Source organism: Stutzerimonas stutzeri (assembly GCF_002890915.1).
Lineage (GTDB): Bacteria > Pseudomonadota > Gammaproteobacteria > Pseudomonadales > Pseudomonadaceae > Stutzerimonas > Stutzerimonas stutzeri_AF.
In genome coordinates this window covers 243,089-267,721 of the sequence record NZ_POUT01000003.1, presented here as the reverse complement: position 1 = coordinate 267,721, position 24,633 = coordinate 243,089, and the positions used below count along the sequence as shown (strand labels likewise).

Below are 24,633 nucleotides of genomic sequence, written 5' to 3'. Positions count from 1 at the left end.
CGCCGCCAGATCGACCGTCGCCAGCAAGTGTTTCCCGATGATAGTTAGTGAACGGCAGAAACACAAAGGCCCCTGTGTTTACAGGGGCCTCGGCGGGTTTTGCAAATGACGTTGAACGGTAAAAAACGCTACTGGATCATTCCCACTCGATGGTCGCCGGCGGTTTGCTCGACACGTCGTAGGTGACGCGGGAGATGCCTTCGATCTCGTTGATGATACGGTTGGAGACCTTCTCCAGCAGCTCGTAGGGCAGGTGCGCCCAACGCGCGGTCATGAAGTCGATGGTTTCCACCGCGCGCAGGGCGACGACCCAGGCGTAGCGGCGGCCGTCGCCGACCACACCGACCGATTTCACCGGCTGGAACACCACGAAGGCCTGGCTGGTCTTGTGGTACCAGTCGAAGTTGCGCAGTTCCTCGATGAAGATGTGGTCGGCACGGCGCAGCAGGTCGGCGTATTCCTTCTTCACCTCGCCGAGGATGCGCACGCCCAGGCCCGGGCCCGGGAAGGGGTGGCGGTAGACCATGTCGTAGGGCAGGCCCAGTTCCAGGCCGATCTTGCGCACCTCGTCCTTGAACAGCTCGCGCAGCGGCTCGACCAGTTGCAGGTTCATTTCTTCCGGCAGGCCGCCGACGTTGTGGTGCGACTTGATCACGTGGGCCTTGCCGCTCTTGGCGCCGGCCGACTCGATGACGTCCGGGTAGATGGTGCCCTGGGCGAGGAACTTGATGTTCTCCAGCTTGCTGGCCTGGGCGTCGAACACGTCGATGAAGGTGCGGCCGATGATCTTGCGCTTCTTCTCCGGGTCGGCTTCGCCGGCCAGGTTGGCGAGGAACTGCGCCTCGGCATCGGCGCGGATCACCTTGACGCCCATGTTCTCGGCGAACATGGCCATCACCTGGTCGCCCTCGTGCAGGCGCAGCAGGCCGTTGTCGACGAACACGCAGGTCAACTGGTCGCCGATGGCCTTGTGCAGCAATGCGGCGACCACCGAGGAATCCACCCCGCCGGAAAGGCCGAGCAGCACGTTGGCATTGCCGACCTGGGCGCGCACCTGAGCGATAGCGTCCTCGACGATGTTGGATGGCGTCCACAGCGCCTCGCAGCCGCAGATTTCCAGGGCGAAGCGCGACAGGATGCGCCCGCCCTGGCGGGTGTGGGTCACTTCCGGGTGGAACTGCACGCCGTAGTAGCCGCGGGTGTCGTCGCCCATGGAGGCGATCGCGCAGCTCGGCGTGCTGGCGAGGATGTGGAAGCCGGCCGGAATCTCGGTGACCTTGTCGCCATGGCTCATCCAGACGTCGAGGCCGAACACGCCGTCGTCGTCCATGTGGTCCTCGATGCCGTCGAACAGCTTCGACTTGCCGACCAGGTCGACGCGCGCATAGCCGAACTCGCGGATATCCGAGCCCTGTACCTTGCCGCCGAGCTGCTCGGCCATGGTCTGCATGCCATAGCAGATACCGAACAGCGGCACGCCGAGGTCGAACACCACCTGCGGCGCGCGCGGGCTGCCTTGCTCATGGACCGACTCCGGGCCACCGGCGAGGATGATGCCGCGCGGAGCGAAGGCACGGATATCCTCTTCGCTCATGTCCCATGGGTGCAGCTCGCAGTAGACGCCGATCTCGCGCACACGGCGGGCGATCAATTGGGTGTATTGCGAACCGAAGTCGAGGATCAGGATGCGGTGGGCGTGAATGTCAGGATGAGACATGGTGGCTTTCCTTCGGAAAGAGCTTGAAGCTGAAAAGCCGGAAGCTGGAAGTGAAAGCCGGAAGTCATCGCTTCCGGCCCCAGCTTCCAGCTTCCGGCACCTGTTGAGTCAACCGATCAGCCGACCCGGTAGTTCGGCGCTTCCTTGGTAATCTGCACATCATGCACGTGCGACTCGGCCATGCCGGCGCCGGTGATGCGGACGAACTGCGGCTTGGTGCGCATCTCGTCGATGGTGGCGCTGCCGGTGTAGCCCATGGACGCGCGCAGGCCGCCCATCAGCTGGTGGATGATCGCCGCCAGCGAGCCCTTGTACGGCACGCGGCCTTCGATGCCTTCGGGCACCAGCTTCTCGGCACCGGCGGAGGAGTCCTGGAAGTAGCGATCCGAGGAACCCTGGGCCTGGGACATGGCGCCCAACGAACCCATGCCGCGGTAGGCCTTGTAGGAACGGCCCTGGAACAGCTCGATCTCGCCCGGCGCCTCTTCGGTGCCGGCGAACATCGAGCCCATCATCACCGCGTTGGCGCCGGCGACGATGGCCTTGGACAGGTCGCCGGAGAAGCGGATGCCACCGTCGGCGATCATCGGCACGCCGGTGCCTTCCAGCGCCGCGGAGACGTTGGCGATGGCGGAAATCTGCGGCACGCCGACGCCGGCGACGATACGGGTGGTGCAGATCGAGCCCGGGCCGATACCGACCTTGACCGCGTCGGCGCCGGCCTTGACCAGGTCCAGCGCGGCTTCGGCGGTGGCGATGTTGCCGCCGATCACCTGCACCTGCGGGAAGTTGTCCTTGACCCAGCGTACGCGTTCGATCACGCCGCGCGAGTGGCCGTGGGCGGTGTCCACCACCACCACGTCGACCCCCGCCGCGGCCAGCGCCTCGACGCGGGCGCCGGTATCGGCACCGGTGCCGACCGCCGCGCCGACGCGCAGGCGGCCCTGGCTGTCCTTGGAGGCCAGCGGGTAGGTCTTGGCCTTCTCGATGTCACGGAAGGTCACCAGCCCGCGCAGGTTGAAGCTGCCGTCGACCACCAGCATCTTCTCGATGCGGTGTTCGTAGAGCTTGGTCTTGATCTCTTCCAGGCCGGTGCCTTCGAGCACGGTGACCAGCTTGTCCTTGGGCGTCATGATCGCCGCCACGGAGTCGCCGGCATTCGGCGTGAAGCGCAGGTCGCGGCCGGTGACGATGCCCACCAGCTCCTTGCCGGACACCACCGGGAAGCCGGAGAAGCCCAGCTCGTGGGCCTTGCGCAGCAGGTCGCTGATCTTGGTCTCCGGGGTCACGGTGACCGGGTCGTGGACGATGGCCGTCTCGTGGCGCTTGACCTTGCGCACCTCGGCGGCCTGCTGCTCGATGCTCATGTTCTTGTGGATGATGCCGATGCCGCCTTCCTGCGCCATGGCGATGGCCAGGCGGGCTTCGGTGACGGTGTCCATGGCTGCGGAAACCAGCGGAATGTTCAGCTCGATTTCGCGGGTCAGGCGGGTTTTCAGGCTGACATCCTTCGGCAGAACCTCGGAATAACCCGGGATCAGGAGAACATCGTCGAAAGTCAGGGCTTCTTGGCTGATACGCAGCATGGCGGGGGCTCCCAGGCGGGAAAAAGGAAGCGCGGCATTATACCCACGCACCTCCTTGCGCTCAATGCGGATGTGAGCGGCGGCGCGAACGACGGCAGGCGCCGCCTCTCCGGAGTGACTGCCCGGTCACGGATGATCGATCACCAGAGCCACCGCAAAGCCCAGACGTTCGGCGAACTCGTCGAGAAAGGCCTGTTCGAAGCCGGCCTCGCCCCAGCCGTTGAAGATGAAGCCGAGGTTGGAGAAGGCGCAGGCCGGGATGAACAGGAAGCCGTTGATGTCGTCCTCGAAGCCGCATTCCGGGCAGCTGAAGTTGTCGGTCTGGCCGGGCATCCAGTCATCCAGGCTCTCGAACAGCGCCTCGCCGATTTCCCGGCGGCACTCGGGACAGCCGGCCTCCTCGGCGAAATCGCGGGTCGGCGTGTAGATGCAGCGCCGGGTGACGACCTCCAGACCGTTGATCGCCTCGCCGAACGGCAGCAGTTCCGGGTGCCGCACCACGTCGCGCGCTCCTGGGGCGATCGCATAGGCCATGCCGCCCACGCCGCGGCCGCAGGTGGTCGGCAGCGCCTCGACGATGCGGCGCTCGGCGAGCCAGCGCAGGATCACCCGCGCCCGGGGCTCATGCGCGGGAAAGGTGGAAATGCGCGGCACGATGATCGCTTGGCTGTGGCTCATGAACGGCTCGGACGGAAGGCGAAGGGCAGCGCGCAGCTTAATGCGCTGGCCGCCCAGGTCAATCGCGCCCGGTCGCCGGCGCCCTTCGCGCCTTTTTCCCGTATCATCGCCGCCATGCTCAAAGATCCTTTCCAGCGCCTCGGTCTCGACCGCGAAGTGCTCACCGTCAGCCAGCTCAACGGCCGCGCCCGGCTGTTGCTCGAGGACGTGTTCGCCCAAGTCTGGGTCGAAGGCGAAATATCCAATCTCGCCCGCCCGGCGTCCGGCCACATCTATTTCACCCTCAAGGACAAGAACGCCCAGGTGCGTTGCGCGCTGTTCCGGCAGAACGCTGCGCGAGTACGCCAGGCCTTGCGCGACGGCCTGGCGGTGCGCGTGCGCGGCAAGGTTTCGCTGTTCGAGGGTCGCGGCGACTACCAACTGATCCTCGACAGCGTCGAACCGGCCGGCGATGGCGCGCTGCGCCTGGCCTTCGAGGCGCTGAAGGAAAAGCTCGCCGCCGAGGGTCTGTTCGCCGCCGAGCGCAAGGCCGCCCTGCCCGCCCATCCGCGGCGCATCGGCATCGTCAGCTCGCCGACCGGCGCGGTGATCCGCGACATCATCTCGGTGTTCCGCCGCCGCGCGCCGCAGGTCGAGCTGACCCTGATCCCCACCGCGGTACAGGGCCGCGAAGCCACCGGGCAGATCGTCCGTGCCTTGCAGCTGGCCGACGCCCAGGGTTTCGATGCACTGATCCTGGCCCGCGGCGGCGGCTCGCTGGAGGACCTCTGGTGCTTCAACGAGGAAGCCGTGGCACGCGCGGTGGATGCCTGCGCCACGCCGATCGTCAGCGCCGTGGGCCACGAGACCGACGTGTCGATCGCCGATTTCGTCGCCGACGTGCGCGCGCCGACACCCTCGGCGGCCGCCGAGCTGCTGGCGCCCAGCAGCGCCGACCTCCAGCAGCGCCTGAACGGCCTGCAGCAACGCCTGCTGCTGCGCATGCGCGACCGCCTGCACCGCGATGCCATGCGTCTGGAGAGCCTGACCCGGCGCCTGCGCCATCCCGGCGAGCGCCTGCAGCAACAGGCCCAGCGTATCGACGATCTCGAACAGCGCCTGCTGCGCGCCATCGACCGGCGCCTGTGCAGTGGCCAGGAACGCCTGGCGCGCCTAGACACGCGCCTCGCCGCACAGCATCCGGGGCGCACGCTGAAACTGCTGCGCCAGCGCCTCGAGCATCTCTCCGAGCGCCTGCCGCGGGCGATGCAAGCCTCGCTGAACGGCCGGCGCCAGCAGCTGCAGGGCCTGGTGCAGACGCTCCATATCGTCAGCCCGCTGGCCACCCTCGGCCGTGGCTACAGCATCCTGCTCGACGAACGCGGCCAGGCGATCCGCCGCGCCAGCCAGGCGCACCCCGGCCAACGGCTCAAGGCCCGGCTCGGCGAAGGCGAGCTGGAGGTCAGGGTGGAAGACAATCATCTCGAGCCGGTCACGCTGCCGCTGCTTTAAAAGCACCAAAAACATCGCCCCGAGGTCGGGCCTCCCACAAAGGCAACCGGTGCACTCCGAACCCGGTGGGAGGCGCGACTTCGCGGCGATGCAGGCCGCAGGCCTGCCAAACATCGTCCCCTTTCCCTCGCCAGGCGTTTACGCGAGGATGAGCCATCCCTCCCAGCGGAACCCCCCATGCCACGTACCGTCGTCCTGCTGCTGTCCCTCGCCTTTGCCCTTCCCGCCCATGCCGAAGGCTTCATCACCCGCCTGCTGAACAAACCGGTGCCCGGGGGCGTTGCCGTCATCGCAGCCGGGCATGGTCCGCAGGCGCCGCAGGTGCGCTACCAGGACAAACCGGCGCTGGTGATCAAGGAAGACGGCCAGCGCTGGATCGCCATCGTCGGCATCCCACTCACGGTGCAACCCGGCGAGCAGCAGCTGCAGGTCGACGGCCGCCCGCAGCGCTTCCGGGTCGACGCCCGCGAATACCGCGCGCAGCACATCACGCTGAAGAACCAGCGCCAGGTCAATCCGAACCCGGACGATCTCAAGCGCATCGCGCGCGAACTGGACGAGCAGACCCGCGCCTATCGCCAGTTCAGCCAGAACCAGCCGAGCAACCTGCTGTTCGACCGGCCGGTGGACGGCCCGCTGTCCTCGCCGTTCGGTCTGCGCCGCTTCTTCAACGGCGAGGAGCGCAACCCGCATTCGGGGCTGGACTTCGCCGCCAAGGCCGGCACGCCGATCAAGGCACCGGCCGCCGGCACGGTGACGCTCGTCGGCGACTACTTCTTCAACGGCAAGACGGTCTTCCTCGACCACGGCCAGGGGCTGATCAGCATGTTCTGCCACCTGTCCGCGGTCGACGTGAAGGTCGGCGACCGGCTCGGCCGCGGCGAGGTGCTCGGCAAGGTGGGCGCCACCGGCCGCGCCACCGGGCCTCACCTGCACTGGAACGTGAGCCTCAACGACACCCGGGTCGACCCGGCCATCTTTATCGGCGCGTTCAAGCCCTGAACGCATCACCACGAGGAATGACAGCGATGCGCATCAAAGCCACGGAATCCACCCTGCTGGTCGTCGATATACAGGAACGGCTGTTCCCGGCGATCCTCGACGGCGCCGCCATGGCCGAGCACACCGCCTGGCTGCAACAGGTCGCCCGGCAGGTCGGCGTACCGGTGCTGCTCACCGAGCAGTACAGCAAGGGCCTCGGCCTCACCGTCGCGCCCCTGCGCGAGGGCGTGGACGAGGCGGCGATCCTCGAGAAGCTGCACTTCTCCGCGGCCGGCGACGGCGAGCTGTTCAAGCGTCCCGGTGGCGAGCGTCGACAGTTCGTGGTCTGCGGCTGCGAGACCCATGTCTGCGTCCTGCAGACGGTGCTCGACCTGCTGGCGCGGGACCATGAGGTGTTCGTCGTCGAAGAGGCGGTCGGTTCGCGCCGCGCCTCGGACAAGGCGCTGGCACTTGCGCGCATGCGCCAGGCCGGCGCGGTGATCGTTTCGCGGGAGATGGTCGCCTTCGAATGGATGGAGCGCGCCGGCACCGAGCTGTTCAAGCGCATCAGCCGCGAATTCATCCGCTGAATCGCCGCGGACGCAACAGCCGGCTGGGCGTCTCCATGCGGCTTTGCTAAGGTCGCGCCCCAGCGGCCCTTCCCGCCGCCCCACAACCCGATGGAGCCCCCATGACTGACGACCTGGCCGGCTGGCTGGACTGGCTCAGAGCCCACCCCGAACTGCAGACGCTGCTCGCCAGCGCGACCCTGCTCCTCGCCGCGTGGTTGTCCAACTGGATCGTCAAGCGCATCCTGGTACGCGGCCTCTACCACCTACTGCGACATGTGCGCGATACCCAGCTGCAGGACTTCGGCGTCATCAAGCGTTTGTCGAACATCGTCCCGGCGCTGGTATTGTCGCTCGGCGTCGGCACCGTTCCGGGACTGCCGGACGCCGCGGTGACGGTGGTCCGCAACGTCTGCGGCGGCTTCATCGTACTGACCGTCGCCCTGGCCCTCGGCGCGGTGCTGGACATCGTCAACCTACTCTACCAGCGGCGCTCGGACGCCCACCTGCACCCGATCAAGGGCTACCTGCAGGTGGTGAAGATCGTGCTCTACGCGATCGCCACCATCCTGATCATCGCCACCCTGATCGACCGCTCGCCACTGATCCTGCTGTCCGGCCTCGGCGCCATGGCCGCGGTGCTGATGCTGATCTTCCAGGACACCCTGCTGTCGCTGGTGGCCAGTGTGCAGATCACCTCCAACGACCTGATCCGCGTCGGCGACTGGGTGGAGATGCCGCAGCTCAATGCCGACGGCGACGTGATCGACATCGCCCTGCACACGGTCAAGGTGCAGAACTGGGACAAGACCATCACCAGCATCCCGACCAAGCGCTTCATCTCCGATTCGTTCAAGAACTGGCGCGGCATGCAGGAGTCCGGTGGCCGGCGAATCAAGCGCAGCCTCTACCTGGATCAGCAGAGCGTGCACTTCCTCGATGCCGAGGAGCGCAAGCGGCTGTATCGCTTCAGCCTGCTGGAGGACTATCTGGTCAACAAGCGCCAGGAGATCGATGCCTGGAACGCCAAGCTCGCCGAGCGTGGCCAGGAGCCGGTCAATACCCGCCGCGTCACCAACATCGGCACCTTCCGCGCCTATGTCGAGCGCTACCTGCGCAGCCACCCGGGCATTCACCAGGGCATGACGCTGATCGTCAGGCAACTGAGCCCGACCGCCGATGGTTTGCCGCTGGAAATCTACTGTTTCACCAATACGGTGGCCTGGACGCAGTACGAGGCGATCCAGTCGGACATCTTCGACCACCTGCTGGCGATCCTGCCGGAGTTCGGCTTGCGCGTGTTCCAGCACCCCAGCGGGGCGGACATGCGCGAGTGGCGCCAATCGCTGGAGCCGCACGACGCACCGGCATTGCACCGGTCGGCGGGGCATTCGGTGGAAATGACCAGTCAATCGTAGGTTGGCGCTGAGGCACGAGGCATGGCGCGGCGCCGAGCGCTGCCCATTGCCTCATCCCTGAAGCCAGCGCCATGAGCCGCACCACAGCGCCCCGCGCCTCAGCGCCAACCTACGTCCGGAGTGGGGATGAGACGGCATCCCCACTCTTGCAGCGGTTGTGCCGGATCAGAAGCTCATGTCGACGCGCGCCCAGTAGGTACGCCCCGGCTCGTTGACGCGGCTGGTGGCATCGAGCCCATAGTCGGCGAAGCCGGCACTGCCGGCCAGGTTGAGGTGCTCGCTGTAGTTCTTGTCCAGCAGGTTGTCGACGCCAGCGCTGAGCTTGAAGTGCTTGTTCAGCCGATACGCGCCATTGACCGCCAGTACGCCGAACCCGGCGCTCTCGTCGAAGTCCTTGCCGACCACGGTGCCCTGGTTCTCGGCCACCCGGTTCTGCGCCGCGACCACACGCCAGAGCGCGCTGGTGCTCCAGTTGTCACGCTCGTAGGTGAGGCCCAGGCGCCCTTCCAGCGGAGGGATCTGCGGCATGGCGCGATCGTCGCTGCGGTTCTCGCCCCAGGCGTAGGCCAGGCTGGCATCGCCCTTCCAGTTGGGGGTGAAGCGATAGCTCGCGCCCATCTCGGCACCGGCGATGGTGGCGTCGATGTTGCTGACTTCGGCACGGATCATGTTGGGCATCGCCCCGGGCACGTAGCTGAACAGGATGTAGTCCTCGACCACACCGGCGTAGGCGGACACCCAGGCTTCCAGCGGCCCCTTGGCATACTGCAGGCCGATATCGAGCTGCGTGGTCTTCTCCGGGCGTACCGTGTCGAACGGCTGTACGGTGCCGACCGGCCCCGGGTTGGAGACGAACAGTTCCCAGTAGTCGGGGAAGCGCTCGGCATGGCCGAGGCCGGCATACCAGGTCGCCGGCAGGCCGGCGAGCTCTTCCTCGTAACGCACGAAGCCGCTGTACAGCGTGTCGCGGCGGGTTTCGCCGGCGGTGGGGTTGTCCCAGTCGCGCGAGACGATGGGCATGCTGGAGGTATCGTGGCTGCGGAAGAATGCGCGCTGGTCCTCGGCCTCGTGCAGGTCTATCCGCAGGCCGCTGACAATCTTCCGGGTCTCGCTCATGTCCCAGGTCAGCTCGCCGAACAGGCCGTAGCTGTGCAACATGGCGTCCGGTACCCAGGGCAGCGCATCGCTGCCAGCCGCAGTGACCATCTGGTTGGCGGCACCCGCCGGGTTCATCACCTTGCGGTGCTCGCTGCGTTGCGCGTCGACACCGGCCTTGAGTTCGACATCGGTCCACTGCCAGGTGCCGACCAGACGTCCGCCGAGCGTACGGCGATCCACTCGGGAAAGCGTCGGATTCGGCATCATCATCGAGGGCACGAAGTCGCGCAGGCTGTAGTTGTCCATGATGTGGTCGGCGTAGTTGTAGTAGACCTGCGCCTCCAGGCCGTAGAAGGTCTCGCCGATATTGGTCTTCTTGAAGCGCAATCCCAGGCTCTCGCGCTGGAACTGGCTGCCGTCCATGCCACGTCCGGCATAGCGTGCGTAACCGTCACCACGGCCCGCGGTCAGCTCGACCAGGGTGTCGGCATCCGGCGTCCAGCCCAGGGCGACATCGGTGTTCCACTTGTCGTAGCGCGACGGCACGGTGTCGCCGTTGCCGTCCTCGTAGTCGTCGGCCTGCGAGCTGTTGGCCATCAGCCGCGCGTAACCCTGGCTATTGCCGGCGGCCGCATCGAGGTTGCGATCGAAACGCCCGTTGGAACCGGCCAGCAGGCTGCCATTGAGGCGGTAGTCGGGTTCGCTGAACTGTTCCGGCTCCCGTTCGAAGAGCACGGTGGCGGCCGAGGTGCCTGGGCCCCAGAGCACGGTCTGCGGTCCCTTGATCACCGTCAGCTTGTCGAAGGTGTCCGGGCTGATGTAGGAACTCGGCGAATCCATCCGGTTCGGACAGGCGCCGAGCATTTCGCCGCCGTTGCTGAGCAGCTTCAGCCGCGAGCCGAACATGCCGCGGAACACCGGATCGCCGTTCACCCCGCCGTTGCGCACGGCGGAAAAGCCCGGAATGGTTTTCAGGTAATCGGCGCCGTCGCTGGCCGGCATCGGCTGGCGCGGAATCTTCGGGTCGGTGACCACGGTCAGCGGCGATTGCTGGCCAACGCCAGTGATGACCATCGGCGCCAGCTCGACGGCGTCCGCCTGCTCGGCATGGCCGGTATGGTCGGTCTCGGCCGCCAGAGCGCCACCGGCAAGCATTGCCAGCAGCGCCGCATGGGCGAACTGCCAACGCAGACGGGATGGTTGAATCGAAAAACGGTCGGACAGGCGCGCACGCGCCTCATAGCCACGAATATTGCTGGGCATAGGTATTTCCACTTCTGCAGGTGTGTACAGCCGCGGCGAAGCGGCTCATGGGCAATCAGCAGTGGAAATACGGTGGAGCGCGCGGGTGGCCGCTGCTGCGGCGCAAGGCCGGCGGCAGCGGTTGCTCGGGGAGCGGCTGGAAGTAGCCGGGTTCATGACGGGGCAGGACCAGCGCGACGGAAAGCGTGAGCGGCGGGTTGACCGTCAGCAGTTCGCAGTAGCCGCAGAGCTCGAGCGCCGACAGCCATGCGGGCTCCCCCACCGCCTGCCGATGATGACCATGGGCGGACGGCGCAGGCTCGTGCCCGGCATGCTGATGATGGTGCTCGTTCGCCTGGGCGGCCTGAACGGCCGAATACAACGGCCCGACATGGATCATCAGCATGGCGAACAGGCCAAGCCAGATGCTCATTGTCGTTAGCCGTTTGCGTGACACCGATCGGTCCTTCAGTAAAGCGTGACTTGTACCCTGCGGGGGTGCCGGGATGATCGCATGCCTGCTTCAGGCACCACGCTGCGACATGAGGCCGCAATCCTCGCGAGCAAACAAGCACATGTTTTCGCGCGCATCGCAGCACGAAATTCTTCTTATTCTTCTATATTGGAGTTTTTCACCATTTTTCTTTCAACTCTTGCACGAGACAACCATAAAGCACTAACTTCGCACCATAACTCATTGAATCAGGCGAGCAGAAAAGCGGCTCGCCCGAAGAACGCTCGGGAAACCACCATGACCATGCTCAAGAATCCATCGAAAAAATATCGCGCCTTTCCGGCCATCGATATCCCCGATCGCACCTGGCCATCGAAGGCCATCACCCAGGCGCCGATCTGGCTCAGTTCCGACCTGCGCGATGGCAACCAGTCGCTGATCGAGCCGATGGATGCAGCGAAGAAGATGCGCTTCTTCAAGACCCTGGTGCAGGTGGGCGTGAAGGAAATCGAGGTGGGCTTCCCCTCCGCCTCGCAGACCGACTTCGACTTCGTCCGCGAGCTGATCGACGGTGGCCATATTCCCGACGACGTCACCATCCAGGTGCTGACCCAGGCCCGCGAGGACCTGATCACCCGTACCTTCGAGTCGCTCAAGGGCGCCAAGCGGGCCATCGTCCACTACTACAATGCCACCGCGCCGAGCTTCCGCCGCATCGTCTTCAACCAGGACAAGGCCGGCGTGGTGAACATCGCGGTCAGTGCCGCGCAGATCATCAAGCGTCTGGCCGCTGCCGCGCCGGAAACCGACTGGCGCTTCGAGTACTCGCCCGAGGTGTTCAGCTCCACCGAGACCGATTTCGCCGTCGAGGTGTGCAACGCGGTGATCGAGGTGTTCCAGCCGACGCCCGCGCAAAAGCTGATCCTCAACCTGCCGGCCACCATCGAGGCGGCCACGCCGAACATCTATGCCGATCAGATCGAATACTTCGGCCGCCGCATCGCCCGGCGCGACAGCGTGCTGATCAGCCTGCACACCCACAACGACCGCGGCACCGGCGTGGCGGCCACCGAGCTGGGCCTGATGGCCGGCGCCGATCGCGTCGAGGGCTGCCTGTTCGGCAACGGCGAGCGCACCGGCAACGTCGACCTGGTCACCGTGGCGCTGAATATGTACACCCAGGGCGTCGACCCGCAGCTGGACTTCTCCGACATCGACGCGGTGCGCAAGGTGGTCGAGGAATGCAACCAGTTGCCGGTGCACCCGCGCCACCCCTACGTCGGCGACTTGGTGCACACCGCCTTCTCCGGCTCGCACCAGGATGCGATCCGCAAGGGCTTCGCCCAGCAGGACCCGAACGGCCTCTGGGAAGTCCCCTACCTGCCGATCGACCCGGCCGATATCGGCCGCAGCTACGAGGCGGTGATCCGCGTCAACAGCCAGTCCGGCAAGGGCGGCATCACCTACCTGCTCGAACAGGAATACGGCATCAGCCTGCCACGCCGCATGCAGATCGAGTTCAGCCAGGTGGTGCAGAAGGAGACCGACCGCCTCGGCCTGGAAATGAGCGCCAAGCAGATTCATGCGCTGCTCGAAGCCGAATACCTGCAGGCCACCGCGCCGTACACGCTCAAGGGCCATCGCCTGCAGGAAGAGAACGGCACCAGTGCAGTGGACGTGGAGGTCGCGAGCGACGGTGAGACCGCCCACTGGCGCGGCATCGGCAAGGGCCCGCTGGAGGCGCTGGTCGCCGCCTTGCCGGTCAAGCTGGAGATCATGGACTACCACGAGCACGCCATCGGCGCCGGCAGCAACGCCAAGGCCGCGGCCTACATCGAGGTGCGCCTGGACGGCGAGCGGCCGCTGCATGGCATCGGCATCGACGAGAACATCACCACGGCGAGCATCCGCGCCCTGTTCAGCGCGCTGAACCGCGCGGTGCGCGAGGCCGAAGCGAAGGCCGCCTGACCTCCACCGGCGAGCCTCCAGCGGGCTCGCCGCTTTTCCTGCGAAGGGGTGGGCCGGGCGGCGCTCCACTTCAGCCTAGCAAAAGCCTACCCTAGGCTAAAGCCCACGAACCATCGCTTGTTGCACGAGCATCGGCCTCCAGCCCGCGCGTTGATTTGGAGCCGGGGGGACGCCGAGTCCTTGCCGGCGATCGCCGCCGCGGTTCGCCCGCAAGCGGGCTCCTGCGATGGTTCTTCCAGCAGGAACGCGTCAGGCATCGGCAGGATCGTGCAATCGCTCCAGCCGGGATCGGTACTAGGATTGACTCACCCCTTCAATCCAAAGGAGCCGCCATGAGCAAGGCCATCGGTTACGCCGCCCTCGACCCGAGCACGCCGCTCGCCCCCTATTCGTTCTCGCGCCGTGCCGTCGGAGCGAACGACGTGCAGATCGACATTCTCTACTGCGGTGTCTGTCACTCGGACCTGCACACCGCCCGCAACGAATGGAACAACACGCTCTACCCCTCGGTTCCCGGCCACGAAATCGTTGGCAGGGTCACCGCGGTCGGTTCGGCCGTATCGCGTTTCAAGGTCGGCGACATCGCCGGCGTCGGCTGTCTGGTCGACAGTTGTCGCAACTGCCCGTCCTGCGGCGAAGGCCTCGAGCAATACTGCGAGAACGGTTTCGTCGGCACCTACAACGGCCCGGCGTTCGGCGGCGGCGAGAACACCCTGGGCGGCTACTCCGACATTATCGTGGTGGACGAGAAGTTCGTGCTGCGCGTCAGCCATACCGACAACCTGGCCGCCGTCGCGCCGCTGCTCTGCGCCGGCATCACCACCTACTCGCCGCTGCGCCAGTGGAAGGTCGGCCCGGGGCAGAAAGTCGGCGTGGTCGGCCTCGGCGGCCTCGGCCACATGGCGGTGAAGATCGCCAATGCCATGGGCGCCAAGGTCGTGCTGTTCACCACCTCGCCGGACAAGAAGGAAGACGCCCTGCGCCTCGGCGCCTCGGAAGTGGTGGTATCGAAGAACCAGGACGAGATGGCCGCGCACGCCAACAGCTTCGACTTCATCCTCAATACGGTTGCCGCGCCGCACAACCTCGACGCCTTCCTCAACCTGCTCAAGCGCGACGCCACCATGACCCTGGTGGGTGCCCCGGCCTCGCCGCACCCGTCGCCGAACGTGTTCGGGCTGATCTTCAAGCGCCGGCGGATCGCCGGGTCGCTGATCGGCGGCATCGCGGAGACCCAGGAGATGCTCGATTTCTGCGCCGAGCACGGCATCGTCGCGGACATCGAGATGATCCGCATGCAGGACATCAACGACGCCTACGAGCGGATGCTCAGAAGCGACGTGAAGTACCGATTCGTCATCGACATGGCGACGCTGAAGGCCGCCTGAGCAGCGGAGTGTGCAGCCTTGCTGGCGGTGCCGTTGAATGGCCATCGCCAGCAAGCTGGCTCCCATATGGGGCGATCAGGCGCCGGACATCTCCTCTTAGCCCCCTTTCGCCTCGCCGCCCATCCCCCCACTTCACTTGAGCAACCAACTAACTCATTGTTTTTCATGATTTTTAGTTGTTCGGCAGGTAACATGCGCGGCCCCGCACGGATGCGTCTCTCAGTCAGTCGTCGAGATACCCATGCGTCGCTTCAGCGTGTTCCTGCTTGCCCTGCTGTTTTCCTCCAATGCTCACTCCGAGGCGCCGCGCACCTTCCGCGAAGCGAAGAAGCTGGCCTGGAAGATCTATGCCGAGCGCCCCGTGGACTTCTACTGCGGTTGCCGCTTCCAGGGCAACCGTATCGATCTCGCCAGTTGCGGCTATGTCCCGCGCAAGCAGCCCCAGCGTGCCGAACGGGTCGAATGGGAACACATCGTCCCCGCCTGGGTGATCGGCCACCAGCGCCAGTGCTGGCAACAGGGCGGACGCAAGAACTGCACCGCCAACGATCCGCTGTTCAGCCGTGCCGAGGCCGACCTGCACAACCTGGTGCCGGTGGTCGGCGAGGTGAACGGCGACCGCAGCAATTTCGGTTTCGGCATGCTCGCCGAGAAGCCCGGCCAGTATGGCGCCTGCCCCTTCGTGGTGAATTTCAAGCAGCGTACGGCGATGCCGCCCGAATACAGCCGTGGCGCCATCGCCCGGACATATCTGTACATGAGCGAGCGCTACAAATTGCGCCTGTCACGCCAGGACCAGCGGCTGTACGACGTCTGGAACCGCCAGTATCCGGTCAGCGAGTGGGAACGCTGGCGCAACCGCAGCATCGCCTGCGTGCAGGGCAACGCCAACCCTCACGTCGGCGAGGTCGACCCGCGCAGTTGCGGCCGGCGCAAGGCCGTGGCCAGCCGCTGAAGACCGCCGGCGACGCGCCGGCCGCTTGCCGCCACCCATGCCGGGGGGCATGCTGTAGGCCCGCATGAATTGGGCAGGGCCGGTATGCCGCAGACGACCTTTTACGCAACCCTCGGGCTGGCGGTGCTGCTAGCCCTGATCGTTTCCGGCATCGCCCCCTACGACCGCGCGACCTGGCTGCTCGAAGTCGCACCGGTGCTGATCGCCGCGCCGGTCCTGCTGCTGACCTACCGGCGTTTCCCCCTGACTCGCCTGCTCTATGTCCTGATCACCGTGCACGCACTGGTGCTGATTCTCGGTGGCGCCTACACCTATGCACGCGTGCCGCTGGGTTTCTGGGTGCAGGAGCTGTTCGACCTGCAGCGCAATCCCTACGACAAGCTCGGCCACTTCATGCAGGGCCTGGTGCCGATGCTGGTCGCCCGGGAAATCCTGCTGCGCCGGCGCTACCTCGCCCGCGGAGCGATGCTCAACTTCCTGGCGATCTGCGTGGCGCTGGCGTTCAGCGCCTTCTACGAACTGATCGAATGGTGGGTGGCGCTGATTGCCGGCGGCGGCGCCATCGATTTCCTCGGCACCCAGGGCGACCCCTGGGATACGCAGTCGGACATGCTGCTCGCACTGCTCGGCGCCAGCCTGGTGCTGCTCGGCCTCGACCGCCTGCAGGACCGGCAGATTGCCGCGCTCGAGCGGCATGCCGTGGACGCGCGCTAATGCTCTACCGGCTCGGCGCCGATGCCCTGCTGGTGCTGCACCTGGGGTTCGTGCTGTTCGCCCTGTTCGGCGGTCTGCTGGTGGCATGCCGGCGCTGGCTGCTGTCGCTGCATCTGCCGGCGGTGGGCTGGGCGATCTACGTGCAGCTGGCCGACCGCGGCTGCCCGCTCACCGGCTGGGAACAGGCCCTGCGCATCCGCGCCGGGGAGGTCGGCTACAGTGGCGGTTTCATCGAGCACTACCTGTTGCCGATCATCTACCCGCACTGGCTGACGCTACCGCTGCAGTACGTGCTGGCGGCGGTGGTCGTCGCGATCAACCTGCTGGTCTATGGCTGGCTGTGGCACAGGCGCCGGGTATCGCGCTGATCAGCGCATCGCCGAGTCCAGCTGGATCTCCTCTCCCGCCAGCATGAACCGGCCATAACCGCGATGGTGCAGCGTGCGCGGTGCCGTGACTGCGGGATCGTGCCAGGCCTGCAGCACCTCGAGAATGAAGAAGTTGTAGCTGCCGACCAATTGCCGGTCGGCCACGCGGCATTCCAGATTCGCGTAGCACTCCTCCACCCGCGGTACCGCCACCCGGGCGGACGGCACCGCGGTGAGGCGGAAGCGGGCGAACTTGTCGGTTTCGTCGCCGTGGCTGTTGCCGCACCCCACCAGTTGCCGGGCCAGGTCATCGGTGGGGACGTTGAGCACGCATTCGCCGGTCGCCTGCAGCGCAGCGAAGGAGTAGTTCGCCGCGCTGACCACACAGCCGACCAGGGGCGGCTCGAACTCCAGCATGCAGTGCCAGGACATGGCCATCAGGTTGGCGCGGCCATCCTGCGCGGTACCGAGCAGCAGCACGGGGCCGGGCTCGAGAATGGCATAGACATCGGACAGGGAAAGCGGGGTTTTCATCGAACCACTCCCGAATCGAACAGCATGATCAGACCATAGCCCATCCATCGCCCCGGGTCGGCTCCCACAAAAGCAGCCAGCCCACACCGAACCCTGTGGGAGGCGCGCCCTCGCGGCGATGCAGGCCACAAGCCTGCCCAAAACCAAAAGCATCGCCCCGGGGTCGGGCCTCCCACAAAAGCAGCAAGCATCCAGCGAGCCTGTGGGCACGCCCTCGCGGCGATGCAGGCCGCAGGCCTGCCGCCAAAGCCAAAGCCAAAGCCAATGCGCAAGCTACCGGACCAGCGTCAGGCCTTCAGCTCGAATTCGTCGCCATCGTGATAGGCCGGGAAGCGCTCGCGGAAAGCGGCCAGGTCCCTGGCCCTCAGCGAGCACCGGAACACCCCGTCGGCCTCGCCGGCTGCCAGCAACGTATCGCCTTTGAAATCCAGCACCTGGCTGTCGCCGCTGTAGGGATAGCCCTTGCCGTCCTCGCCGACGCGATTGACCGCCGCGACGAAGCACAGGTTCTCGATGGCCCGGGCCGGCAGCAAGCGGTTCCAGGCATCGCGCCGGGCGGCCGGCCAATTGGCGGTATAGAGCAGCAGATCGGTGCCGTGGGGGTCGCGGCTCCAGACCGGGAAACGCAGGTCGTAGCAAATCAGCGGCCGCACGCGCCAGCCATTCACCTCGAACAGGGCCTGTTGCAGCCCCGGCGTGTAGTGCTTGTGCTCGCCGGCCATGCGGAACAGATGGCGCTTGTCGTAGTGCAGCACCTCGCCATCCGGCCGCGCCCAGAGCAGGCGGTTGCGGTGGCTGCCGTCGGCGGCCTCGATGATCACGCTGCCGGTCACCACCGCATCCAGCCGGACGGCCTGCTCGCGCAGCCAGACATAGCTCGGCCCTTCCTCGGGCTCGGCCAGGGCGGCGGAGTCCATGGAGAAGCCGGTGGTGAACATTTCCGGAAGAATGATCAGATCGGCGCCGCGCGCCTGTTCCAGCAGCACGGTGAAGCGCTCGCGGTTGGCCGCCGCATCCTGCCAGACCAGGCTGGTCTGTATCAGGGCCAGTTCGAGATCCGGCAAATCGTTCAGATCGCGCATAGTCGTTCCGCCGCCTGACGCAGCGTCTCCTCCCGTTTGGCAAAACAGAAACGCACCAGCCGCAGATCCGCCGGCGCCTGCTGATAGAAGACCGAGATCGGAATGCTCGCCACGCCATGTTCGCGCGTCAACCATTCGGCCATCGCCACATCGTCCAGATCCGGCCGGATCGCCGAATAGTCGGCCAGCTGGAAGTAGGTCCCCGCGGCCCGCTTGAAACCGAAGCGTGAACCGGCCAGCAGGTCGCAGAACAGATCGCGCTTGGCCTGGTAGAAGGCCGGCAGCTCGGCGATGTGCTCGGGATGCGCGGCCATGAAGTCGGCCAGCGCCCATTGCAGCGGCGTCACGCCGGTGAAGCTGACGTACTGGTGAACCTTGCGCAGCTCGGCGCTGAGTGCCGGCGGCGCCACCACGTAGCCGGTCTTCCAGCCGGTGACGTGGTAGGTCTTGCCGAACGAGCTGACGACGAAGCTGCGCCGGTACAGCTCGTCGTGGCGCAGCACGCTGGCGTGCTCGCGGCCGTCGAAGACCAGGTGCTCGTAGACCTCGTCGCTGAGCAGGTAGATATCGCGCTCGCGGATCAGTGCGGCGAGGCGATCCAGGTCGTCGCCGTCGATCAGCGCGCCACTGGGGTTGTGCGGGGTGTTGAGGACGATCAGCCGCGTGCGCGGGCCGATCACATCGGCCAGGCGCTGCCAGTCGATGCGAAAATCCGGCAGGCTCAGCTGCTGGTGGATGCAGATGCCGCCAGCCAGTTGCACGGACGGCTCGTAGCTGTCGTAGCAGGGATCGAAGACGATGACCTCGTCGCCCGGCCGGATCAGCGCCTGGATCGCGCAGAAGATCGCCTGGGTGGCGCCGGGGGTGATCGTCACCTCGCTGGCCGCATCCACCGGCCGGCCATACAGCGTGGCCACCTTGGCCGCGACCTGCTCGCGCAGCGCGGGCAGGCCGGTCATCGGCGCGTACTGGTTGTGCCCGGCCATGACATGTCGCGCCAGCGCCTCGCGCAGGGCATCGGGGCCGTCGAAATCGGGAAAGCCCTGGGACAGGTTGAGCGCACCGCTATCCGCAGCCAGCTGGGACATGGTGGTGAAGATGGTCGTGCCGACATGGGGCAATTTACTGATGAGCATCACAGCCTTCCGACAGGCCTGCCCGACGGGATGCGGCAGGGAGAAACAGGATAGCCGATCGCGGCGGCCGGATACGAGCGCGTCCGGGGTGTGAGGATTCGGCCTGCTACAGTTGTAGCGACAAGGCACAGATCGATAGCCACAAGGAATTCACCATGCAGTTTCACTCTGCCAGCTCTTCATGGAACGACTTGCGTGCCCAGGCGGAACGGGCCCTGGATACCGAACCGGCACTGGCCGATCTCTTCCGGCAGACGGTACTCGAGCACCCGGACTTCGGCTGCACCCTTGCCCAGCGGGTCGGCCAGGCCCTGGCGGACACTGCCGAGCAACGACAGGCGCTGGCCGAACGTTTCGCCGAGATCCACCGCCAGCAGCCACAGCTGGCCGAATCGGCCTGGCGCGACCTGCAGGCGATCGTCAGCCGCGACCCGGCCTTCGACAGCGCGCTGGAAGTGTTGCTGTTCTCCAAGGGCTTCCTCGCCCTGCAGGCCTATCGCATCGGACACCACCTGCAGCGGCAGGGCGAACGGCTGCTGGCGCTGTTCATCCAGGCACGTTGCAACGAACGCCTGGGCATCGACATCAATCCCGCGAGCAGGATCGGCAGCGGCATCATGCTCGACCACGGCACTGGCATCGTCATCGGCGAGACGGCTGTGGTCGGAGACGATGTATCGATTCTGCAGGGCGTGACCCTCGGCGGCACCGGCAAGGAAGGCGGCGACCGCCATCCGAAGGTGCGCAGCGGGGTGATGATCGGCGCGGGGGCGAAGATTCTCGGCAATATCGAGATCGGCGAGGGCGCCAAGGTCGGTGCCGGCAGCATCGTGCTGCACACGGTCCCGCCGCATACCACGGTGGTCGGCAACCCGGCGCGTCAGGCCGGCAAGCCGCGGCACGCGCGGCCGGCACTGGATATGGATCAGTCGTTCGACGAGGAAGGCTGAGACCCGTTCGCGATCGGTTGCGTTAAAAACGCTTCATCGCGCTTTCTCGGGGGAAGCAAGGATTGATATCGGACTGGCAAGTTTGGGTGATGGTGCTGCTGTTCGGTTTGTCTGGAAGTTTGTCGTTAAATCGATTATCGAGTGTGCTGATACTTCTGGTTTCGGCCCCCCCGGCCGAGTCACTTTCTTGTTGCTTGCCCAACAAGAAAGTAACCAAAGAAGAAGGGCACCCGACATCCGGGTCTGTCCGCTGCGCGGCCAGACTTCCCTCCTTCCGGTGCCGCTCCGGGGGCCGTCACGAAGGGACGTCCCTGTCCCTTCGTTCCTCGCTCGGCGTCCATGCCTCGCGTCCCCCTGCGCGACACCTCCACTCGGCCTCCTGACGGGGAATGGAGTCCGAGTTGCCTGGACGATCAAAGTTTTTGCTTTTCGCTTTTTGCTCAATGCACGAACTATCAGGCAACTCCAAACGCCCCATCAGGAGGGTGAGTGGAATCGTTGCGCAGAGGGGCGAGCCGCAGGGACGCGGCGAGAGTCGTAAAGGGCCATGGATGGCCCTTGTACGACGACCCTCGGAGCGGCGATGGAGCGAAACGGAGCGTAGCGGAGTAACAGCCGCAGGCTGGCCCGGAGGGCGAGCGAAGCGAGTAACGAACCCTGCGCGTAGCGCAGGGCCGGATGCAAGGGGCAAGCCCTTTTGGTTCCTTTTGGCGGGGCCGGCCATCCGGGCGACTGCCAAAAGGAACTCGCCCAGCAGGGCGAAACCAAGCCTTCAAGCAACTCGCTAAACGCCCATGAAAGCAAAACTTTCATTCAACACACCCAAACTTGCCAGTCCGGTGTCAGGCAACCCTGTCCTCCATAAACGCGAAGAACCTTAACAGAAACGCTCAGCGCTTCTTGTCGCGGCGCTTCTTCTCGGCCTTCTTGTGGTGCGACATGAGGCGGCGCTTCTTGTTCACCTGGCGATCGGTCAGGGTGTTCTTCTTGCCCTCGTAAGGGTTGTCGCCGCCCTTGTACTCGATGCGGATCGGCGTACCGACCAGCTTCAGCACGCGCCGGTAGGTGTTCTCCAGATAGCGCGTGTAGGACTTGGGCACCGCATCCACCTGGTTGCCGTGGATCACGATCAGCGGCGGGTTGGCGCCACCGAGGTGCGCGTAGCGCAGCTTGATGCGCCGGCCGTTGACCATCGGCGGCTGGTGCTCCTGCACCGCGTCCTCGAGGATCTGCGTCAGGCGGCTGGTCGGCCAGCGGGTGATCGCCGACTTGAAGGCGGCCTGCACCGACTTGTACAGATGACCGACGCCGGTGCCGTGCTTGGCCGAGATGAAGTGGATGTCGGCATAGTCGACGAAGAACAGCCGGCGCTCCAATTCGGTCTTCACATAGTCCTTCTCGCCCGGCTCCATGCCGTCCCACTTGTTCAGCGCAATGACCAGCGCGCGCCCGGTCTCCAGCACGAAGCCGAGCAGGTTGAGGTCGTGCTCGACCACCCCCTCGCGGGCATCCATGACGAAGATCACCACGTTGGCATCCTGGATCGCCTGCAGCGTCTTGACCACCGAGAACTTTTCCACCGCCTCGAAGATCTTGCCGCGGCGGCGCACGCCGGCGGTGTCGATCAGCGTGTACTTCTCCTCGTCGCGCTCGAACGGGATGTAGATGCTGTCGCGGGTAGTGCCGGCCTGGTCGTAGACGATGACCCGCTCCTCGCCGAGCATGCGGTTGACCAGCGTCGACTTGCCGACATTGGGTCGGCCGATGATGGCGATCTTGATGCCATCCTTCTCGCTCGGCCCGGGAACACGGCGCGGCTCCTGACCCTCGGCAACGACCTCGGCCCCCTCGCCTTCCTCGCCCTCGGCACCCTGCTCGTCCTCCGCGACATCGTCCCGGGGAAAGATCCCCAGCGCTTGCTCGAGCATGTGGCTGATGCCGCGACCGTGGGCGGCGGCGATCGGCAACGCGTCGCCCAGGCCCAGCGGGCTGAATTCGGCGCGGGCGATGTCCGGATCGACGCTGTCGACCTTGTTCGCCACCAGGAAGCAGCGCTTGTTCCGCTTGCGCAGGTGTTCGCCGATCATCTGGTCGGCCGCCGTCAGCCCGGCGCGCGAATCGACCATGAACAGCACCGCATCGGCCTCTTCGATGGCCTGCAGCGACTGCTCGGCCATCTTCGCATCGATACCTTCCTCGTCGCCGGAGATACCGCCGGTGTCGATCACGATATAGGTGCGGCCCTGCCATTTGGCCTCGCCATATTGGCGATCGCGGGTCAGCCCCGCGTACTCGGCAACGATGGCATCGCGGCTCTTGGTCAGGCGATTGAACAGGGTGGACTTGCCGACGTTCGGACGGCCCACCAGGGCGATTACGGGAACCATGCGGCTCTCCACTGCGATATTTCAGAAAACACGAAGGCCGCTGCAAGGCAGCGGCCGGATATTCAGGGCTCCACCAAAGGCGGAGCCACGGGCCCGATGCGCGCTCAGTCGGCCTGACGAATCGTCAGCGCGACCAGCTTGCCGTCGTTGCCGTAAGCGTAGAGCCAGTCGCCCTCGACCACCGGACGCACACGCACGCCGGCGCTGTCGACGCGCTCGCGCGCGACGAAACGGCCATCGACCTGGCTCAGCAGATGCAGGTAGCCCTCGATGTCACCGACCACCACATAGCTGGACAACACCGCCGGGGCCGAGAGCTGCCGCCGGGCCAGCGACTCGTTGCGCCACAGCGCCGTGGTGGAGCGCTCGTCGATGCCTTCGACGGTGCCGTCGGCCAGGCTCAGGTAGACGCTGCCATAGCCCAGCGCCACACCGGCATAGCTGGAGGCGTCGCGCTGCCAGAGCATGCGCCCGCTTTCCAGCTCCAGCGCCGCGGCGCGGCCCTGGTAGGTGGTGACGTACAGCGTACCGCCGGACAGCAGCAGGCCGCCGTCGATGTCCACCACCCGCTCCAGTTCGGAACGACCTTGCGGAATCGCCACCCGCTGCTCCCAGACCGGCAGGCCGCGGCGGGTATCCAGGGCGACCACCTTGCCGCTGGACAGGCCGGCGATCGCCAGCTGGTTGGTCAGCAGCGGCGCGCCGGTGCCACGCAGGGTCAGTACCGCGGGTGAGCTCTCGTAGCTCCAGCGCTGCGCGCCGGTATCGATTTCCAGGGCGATCAGCCGGTCGTCCTGGGTCTGCACCAGGACGATGTCGCCGTTGACGGCCGGGGCGGCCAGCACTTCACTGCTGACCTGGCTGCGCCAACGCTCCTCGCCGCTGCTGACATCCAGCGCCAGCACCTCGCCGCGCAGGGTGCCAACCAGGATCAGGCCGTAGCCGGCACCGACCGCGCCGGAGACCGGCACGTCCAGCTTCTTCTTCCAGTTGACCTTACCGGTCAGCCGGTCCATGGAAACCACCAGGCCCTCGACGTCGGCGGCGTAGATCTGGTCGCCATAGACCACCGGCGTCAGCAGATTGTAGGTCTCACCCTGGCCTTCGCCGATGGAGCGGCTCCACTCCTTCTTCAAGGAGATTTCCGCGTCGAACTTGGTCAGCTCGGCGGGCCCGGGTTCCTTCGTGTCGTTACTGCTGCAGCCCGCGGCCAGTACGGCCAGGGTCAGCAGCGCGGCAGTCTTCCAGCGCATCGATTACGCCTCCCCTCGGGCCAGGTCATCCAGCTTCAATTGCAGACCGCCAATGGCCGCGTCCTGGGACAGCGATTCCTTGGCCTTGCTGTAGGCGGCATGGGCTTCGTCCTTGCGGCCGAGCAGCACCAGCAGATCGCCCCGGAGTTCTTCGCGGCTGGCGGCAAACGCCTTGTCCGCCTCGCCGTCCAGCAGCTTGAGAGCTTCCTCGGCTTTCTCCTGGACGGCCAGCACCCGGGCCAGGCGTTGGCGTGCCAGTTCGTCGAGGGTCGCGTCGGCCGGCTTGTCGATGATCGCACGGAGCTCGCTGGCCGCCTCGTCGAGACGCCCGGACTCAACCGCGACCTTGGCGACGAACAGGCTGCCGTATTGCGCGTAATGGGTGCCGGCGAAGTCCTTCTTCAGCTGGTTGCCCAGGCGCGACACTTCCGCGGCATCGACTTCGCCGCCCTCCAGTGCCGCGGTCAGCAGTTGCTGATAGACCACCGAGGCGCTCTGCGCCTGGCTGATCTGGTACTTCTGCCAAAACTGCCAGCCGAACACGATCACCAGGGCGAGCGCGCCCCCCAGCAGCAGCGGCGTGCCGTTGCGCTGCCACCACTCCTTGATTTGCGCCAGTTGTTCTTCTTCGGTACCCGAGGTCACACTGTCACTCCTTTCATTC

21 protein-coding genes are annotated in these 24,633 nt (G+C 65.9%); 10 read left to right on the top strand and 11 right to left on the bottom strand.

What is annotated here, in order from left to right:
- Positions 1 to 136: 136 nt before the first annotated feature.
- From guaA to CXK94_RS08310, 3 genes are all read right to left on the bottom strand, one after another.
- Positions 137 to 1,717 carry a glutamine-hydrolyzing GMP synthase gene (gene guaA, locus CXK94_RS08320; RefSeq protein WP_102893954.1) on the bottom strand — a complete coding sequence of 527 codons (1,581 nt, stop codon included), beginning with the start codon at positions 1,715 to 1,717 and terminating at the stop codon, positions 137 to 139.
- 116 nt (positions 1,718 to 1,833) lie between these two features.
- A complete protein-coding gene (gene guaB / locus CXK94_RS08315; RefSeq protein WP_037042326.1) occupies positions 1,834 to 3,303 on the bottom strand; it encodes an IMP dehydrogenase in 1,470 nt (489 codons plus the stop codon).
- A gap of 126 nt (positions 3,304 to 3,429) precedes the next feature.
- Positions 3,430 to 3,981, bottom strand: coding sequence for a hypothetical protein (locus CXK94_RS08310; RefSeq protein WP_037042324.1), 552 nt, complete (start codon positions 3,979 to 3,981; stop codon positions 3,430 to 3,432).
- 114 nt (positions 3,982 to 4,095) lie between these two features.
- Between CXK94_RS08310 and xseA the strand changes: the two genes are divergently transcribed.
- The 4 genes from xseA (at position 4,096) to CXK94_RS08290 (ending at position 8,440) form a co-directional block, all read left to right on the top strand.
- Positions 4,096 to 5,472: an exodeoxyribonuclease VII large subunit gene (xseA, locus tag CXK94_RS08305; RefSeq protein WP_037042347.1), complete on the top strand. Its 1,377-nt coding sequence runs from the start codon at positions 4,096 to 4,098 to the stop codon at positions 5,470 to 5,472.
- A gap of 177 nt (positions 5,473 to 5,649) precedes the next feature.
- Positions 5,650 to 6,474: a peptidoglycan DD-metalloendopeptidase family protein gene (locus CXK94_RS08300; RefSeq protein WP_037042320.1), complete on the top strand. Its 825-nt coding sequence runs from the start codon at positions 5,650 to 5,652 to the stop codon at positions 6,472 to 6,474.
- A gap of 26 nt (positions 6,475 to 6,500) precedes the next feature.
- Positions 6,501 to 7,043 carry a hydrolase gene (locus CXK94_RS08295; RefSeq protein ID WP_037042318.1) on the top strand — a complete coding sequence of 181 codons (543 nt, stop codon included), beginning with the start codon at positions 6,501 to 6,503 and terminating at the stop codon, positions 7,041 to 7,043.
- Between the two features lie 101 nt (positions 7,044 to 7,144).
- Positions 7,145 to 8,440, top strand: a complete 1,296-nt coding sequence (locus CXK94_RS08290) for a mechanosensitive ion channel family protein (RefSeq protein WP_102893953.1) — start codon at positions 7,145 to 7,147, stop codon at positions 8,438 to 8,440.
- Between the two features lie 165 nt (positions 8,441 to 8,605).
- On the opposite strand, the gene CXK94_RS08285 is transcribed toward CXK94_RS08290, so the two are convergent.
- Together CXK94_RS08285 and CXK94_RS08280 are read right to left on the bottom strand one after the other, a co-directional pair.
- Complete coding sequence (locus tag CXK94_RS08285; RefSeq protein ID WP_102893952.1) at positions 8,606 to 10,801, bottom strand: TonB-dependent copper receptor; 2,196 nt, start codon at positions 10,799 to 10,801, stop codon at positions 8,606 to 8,608.
- A 55-nt stretch (positions 10,802 to 10,856) separates the two neighbouring features.
- Positions 10,857 to 11,213 (bottom strand): DUF2946 domain-containing protein, encoded by a 357-nt coding sequence (locus CXK94_RS08280; protein WP_037042314.1) that lies wholly within the window; start codon positions 11,211 to 11,213, stop codon positions 10,857 to 10,859.
- 318 nt (positions 11,214 to 11,531) lie between these two features.
- Here CXK94_RS08280 and leuA point away from each other — a divergent pair, with 318 nt between their 5' ends.
- From leuA to CXK94_RS08255, 5 genes are all read left to right on the top strand, one after another.
- Positions 11,532 to 13,202, top strand: a complete 1,671-nt coding sequence (gene leuA / locus CXK94_RS08275) for a 2-isopropylmalate synthase (RefSeq protein WP_037042312.1) — start codon at positions 11,532 to 11,534, stop codon at positions 13,200 to 13,202.
- 332 nt (positions 13,203 to 13,534) lie between these two features.
- Positions 13,535 to 14,590: an NAD(P)-dependent alcohol dehydrogenase gene (locus CXK94_RS08270; protein WP_102893951.1), complete on the top strand. Its 1,056-nt coding sequence runs from the start codon at positions 13,535 to 13,537 to the stop codon at positions 14,588 to 14,590.
- Positions 14,591 to 14,831: 241 nt separating this feature from the next.
- Entirely contained in the window at positions 14,832 to 15,545 is a 714-nt protein-coding gene (locus tag CXK94_RS08265) for an endonuclease (RefSeq protein WP_102893950.1), read from the top strand.
- An 84-nt stretch (positions 15,546 to 15,629) separates the two neighbouring features.
- Positions 15,630 to 16,259 (top strand): DUF2238 domain-containing protein, encoded by a 630-nt coding sequence (locus CXK94_RS08260; RefSeq protein ID WP_037042308.1) that lies wholly within the window; start codon positions 15,630 to 15,632, stop codon positions 16,257 to 16,259.
- Entirely contained in the window at positions 16,259 to 16,627 is a 369-nt protein-coding gene (locus CXK94_RS08255) for a DUF2784 domain-containing protein (RefSeq protein WP_102893949.1), read from the top strand. The genes CXK94_RS08260 and CXK94_RS08255 overlap by 1 nt, the downstream gene beginning before the upstream one ends.
- On the opposite strand, the gene CXK94_RS08250 is transcribed toward CXK94_RS08255, so the two are convergent.
- From CXK94_RS08250 to CXK94_RS08240, 3 genes are all read right to left on the bottom strand, one after another.
- Positions 16,628 to 17,161 carry a flavin reductase family protein gene (locus CXK94_RS08250; RefSeq protein WP_102893948.1) on the bottom strand — a complete coding sequence of 178 codons (534 nt, stop codon included), beginning with the start codon at positions 17,159 to 17,161 and terminating at the stop codon, positions 16,628 to 16,630.
- Positions 17,162 to 17,448: 287 nt separating this feature from the next.
- Positions 17,449 to 18,243, bottom strand: a complete 795-nt coding sequence (locus tag CXK94_RS08245; protein WP_037042298.1) for an amidohydrolase — start codon at positions 18,241 to 18,243, stop codon at positions 17,449 to 17,451.
- The gene (locus CXK94_RS08240) at positions 18,231 to 19,379 is read right to left on the bottom strand and encodes a pyridoxal phosphate-dependent aminotransferase (protein ID WP_102893947.1); all 1,149 of its coding nucleotides are present in this window, start codon (positions 19,377 to 19,379) and stop codon (positions 18,231 to 18,233) included. The genes CXK94_RS08245 and CXK94_RS08240 overlap by 13 nt, the downstream gene beginning before the upstream one ends.
- A gap of 155 nt (positions 19,380 to 19,534) precedes the next feature.
- Here CXK94_RS08240 and cysE point away from each other — a divergent pair, with 155 nt between their 5' ends.
- The gene (cysE, locus tag CXK94_RS08235; RefSeq protein WP_102893946.1) at positions 19,535 to 20,329 is read left to right on the top strand and encodes a serine O-acetyltransferase; all 795 of its coding nucleotides are present in this window, start codon (positions 19,535 to 19,537) and stop codon (positions 20,327 to 20,329) included.
- An 890-nt stretch (positions 20,330 to 21,219) separates the two neighbouring features.
- Here cysE and der read toward each other — a convergent pair.
- From der to CXK94_RS08220, 3 genes are all read right to left on the bottom strand, one after another.
- Positions 21,220 to 22,716, bottom strand: a complete 1,497-nt coding sequence (gene der, locus CXK94_RS08230) for a ribosome biogenesis GTPase Der (protein ID WP_037045011.1) — start codon at positions 22,714 to 22,716, stop codon at positions 21,220 to 21,222.
- 104 nt (positions 22,717 to 22,820) lie between these two features.
- Positions 22,821 to 23,969: an outer membrane protein assembly factor BamB gene (gene bamB / locus CXK94_RS08225; protein ID WP_037045009.1), complete on the bottom strand. Its 1,149-nt coding sequence runs from the start codon at positions 23,967 to 23,969 to the stop codon at positions 22,821 to 22,823.
- A gap of 3 nt (positions 23,970 to 23,972) precedes the next feature.
- Positions 23,973 to 24,614, bottom strand: a complete 642-nt coding sequence (locus tag CXK94_RS08220) for a YfgM family protein (RefSeq protein ID WP_037045007.1) — start codon at positions 24,612 to 24,614, stop codon at positions 23,973 to 23,975.
- Positions 24,615 to 24,633: the final 19 nt, after the last annotated feature.

Coding starts and splice junctions, on each gene's coding strand:
- CXK94_RS08295 (WP_037042318.1), top strand. CDS start 6,501: ATGCGCATCAAAGCCACGGAATCCACCCTGCTGGTCGTCGATATACAG.
- guaB (WP_037042326.1), bottom strand. CDS start 3,303: ATGCTGCGTATCAGCCAAGAAGCCCTGACTTTCGACGATGTTCTCCTG.
- cysE (WP_102893946.1), top strand. CDS start 19,535: ATGCAGTTTCACTCTGCCAGCTCTTCATGGAACGACTTGCGTGCCCAG.
- CXK94_RS08285 (WP_102893952.1), bottom strand. CDS start 10,801: ATGCCCAGCAATATTCGTGGCTATGAGGCGCGTGCGCGCCTGTCCGAC.
- guaA (WP_102893954.1), bottom strand. CDS start 1,717: ATGTCTCATCCTGACATTCACGCCCACCGCATCCTGATCCTCGACTTC.
- CXK94_RS08290 (WP_102893953.1), top strand. CDS start 7,145: ATGACTGACGACCTGGCCGGCTGGCTGGACTGGCTCAGAGCCCACCCC.
- leuA (WP_037042312.1), top strand. CDS start 11,532: ATGACCATGCTCAAGAATCCATCGAAAAAATATCGCGCCTTTCCGGCC.
- CXK94_RS08260 (WP_037042308.1), top strand. CDS start 15,630: ATGCCGCAGACGACCTTTTACGCAACCCTCGGGCTGGCGGTGCTGCTA.
- CXK94_RS08250 (WP_102893948.1), bottom strand. CDS start 17,161: ATGAAAACCCCGCTTTCCCTGTCCGATGTCTATGCCATTCTCGAGCCC.
- CXK94_RS08255 (WP_102893949.1), top strand. CDS start 16,259: ATGCTCTACCGGCTCGGCGCCGATGCCCTGCTGGTGCTGCACCTGGGG.
- xseA (WP_037042347.1), top strand. CDS start 4,096: ATGCTCAAAGATCCTTTCCAGCGCCTCGGTCTCGACCGCGAAGTGCTC.
- CXK94_RS08310 (WP_037042324.1), bottom strand. CDS start 3,981: ATGAGCCACAGCCAAGCGATCATCGTGCCGCGCATTTCCACCTTTCCC.
- CXK94_RS08265 (WP_102893950.1), top strand. CDS start 14,832: ATGCGTCGCTTCAGCGTGTTCCTGCTTGCCCTGCTGTTTTCCTCCAAT.
- CXK94_RS08245 (WP_037042298.1), bottom strand. CDS start 18,243: ATGCGCGATCTGAACGATTTGCCGGATCTCGAACTGGCCCTGATACAG.
- CXK94_RS08280 (WP_037042314.1), bottom strand. CDS start 11,213: ATGAGCATCTGGCTTGGCCTGTTCGCCATGCTGATGATCCATGTCGGG.
- CXK94_RS08300 (WP_037042320.1), top strand. CDS start 5,650: ATGCCACGTACCGTCGTCCTGCTGCTGTCCCTCGCCTTTGCCCTTCCC.
- der (WP_037045011.1), bottom strand. CDS start 22,716: ATGGTTCCCGTAATCGCCCTGGTGGGCCGTCCGAACGTCGGCAAGTCC.
- CXK94_RS08270 (WP_102893951.1), top strand. CDS start 13,535: ATGAGCAAGGCCATCGGTTACGCCGCCCTCGACCCGAGCACGCCGCTC.
- bamB (WP_037045009.1), bottom strand. CDS start 23,969: ATGCGCTGGAAGACTGCCGCGCTGCTGACCCTGGCCGTACTGGCCGCG.
- CXK94_RS08240 (WP_102893947.1), bottom strand. CDS start 19,379: ATGCTCATCAGTAAATTGCCCCATGTCGGCACGACCATCTTCACCACC.